Origin of the sequence: Vibrio sp. RE86, from assembly GCF_013114545.1 — a bacterium.
GTDB lineage: Bacteria > Pseudomonadota > Gammaproteobacteria > Enterobacterales > Vibrionaceae > Vibrio.
Genome location: NZ_VTXI01000060.1, coordinates 1 through 1,138 on the forward strand (window position 1 = coordinate 1; position 1,138 = coordinate 1,138).

Annotated in this window: 1 protein-coding gene; it reads right to left on the reverse strand. The window is 40.1% G+C overall.

Annotated elements, in window-relative coordinates; genetic code table 11:
* Window positions 1-547: 547 nt before the first annotated feature.
* Window positions 548-958: a hypothetical protein gene (locus tag F0231_RS20750; RefSeq protein WP_171761569.1), complete on the reverse strand. Its 411-nt coding sequence runs from the start codon at window positions 956-958 to the stop codon at window positions 548-550.
* Window positions 959-1,138: the final 180 nt, after the last annotated feature.

Consider the following 1,138-nt stretch of genomic DNA (forward strand, 5'->3'; position numbering starts at 1 on the left):
ACTTAACTAAAACATTGTGCCATAAAACACTAAACTTAACCTAGAATGCAGATCGACAAGCGTTGTGAATCTGCTTAAATTGTTTGTTAGTTGCCTGCCCTAAGTCTTAGATTTGAAGCCCATTGAGATTTTGCCAACACTATTTCTGACGCTAGCTAATATCCCAAACCAGGCGCAGTTTCAAAGCGACTGTCACTGAAACCACTTGGAATTTTCAGCGACGCAGAAAACGGGCTTTAAACACCAAAGGAAACTTTTGGAAAGGCTAACCAACAGAGCTGACTCCTCGCGAGTGAATCAGTTTCTGAAACAGAAAGTCCAAACCAAGCATCAACCAAAGCACCATTTTATCAAACCCGATAAGCTAGAAAACGAAAACAGAAACCTAGAAAGACACACGGACATTAGCCCTAAACTTGCTGATTTAGTTGATTTTTCTTCTTTGGCAACTAACGCCGCATTAAGGTGTGAGCGACGCTTGGCTATACTTGAGCGAAGCGAAACTGCCAAGCGTTGTGAATCACGCTTAAATGCTTTGTTAACTTTCTTATTGGCCGAGCTTTTGAGGCGAGCCATTCATTGGGAATGCTTCATTCAATGTTGAAAGGCCTAATTGAGCATACTTTAGTTCGAGTTCTTCCGCATATAATAGATCGTTGTGATACCCACCACGAGCATAAATATAAGGACGTAATACACCTTCTTCTTCACACAACACCATATGCACGTCATTTGACAAAAACTCAAGAGCGTCAATTTCATTGTCTTCGTAAGCTTTAATAGACCATAAATCTCGGCGACTGTCTTCATCAGTTTCTTGGAAACCACAACACTTTCCATTAAAGTCCAGTGGTTGGTGGTCTTCGTGTGAAATGAGTACTGTTAGCTGTGTTGTAAGATTACGAGAGTTGTTCTCCCTAACATATTTCAAAATCTCACTAAATGAGTTCGGGTTCATTTAGACCTCCTAATTACCTGTAAGTAGATGAGTATAATAACACAAAACAGCATACCGATTAACTAAGTGGTAAAGTTAACGCCCAATTAAGTAGTGAACAACGCGACCACTTAACTAAAACATTGTGCCATAAAACACTAGACTTAACCTAGAATGCAGATCGACAAGCGTTGTGAATCT

Bases quoted from the DNA above. Each gene is read 5' to 3' on its own strand.
- F0231_RS20750 (WP_171761569.1), bottom strand. From the start codon at position 958: ATGAACCCGAACTCATTTAGTGAGATTTTGAAATATGTTAGGGAGAAC.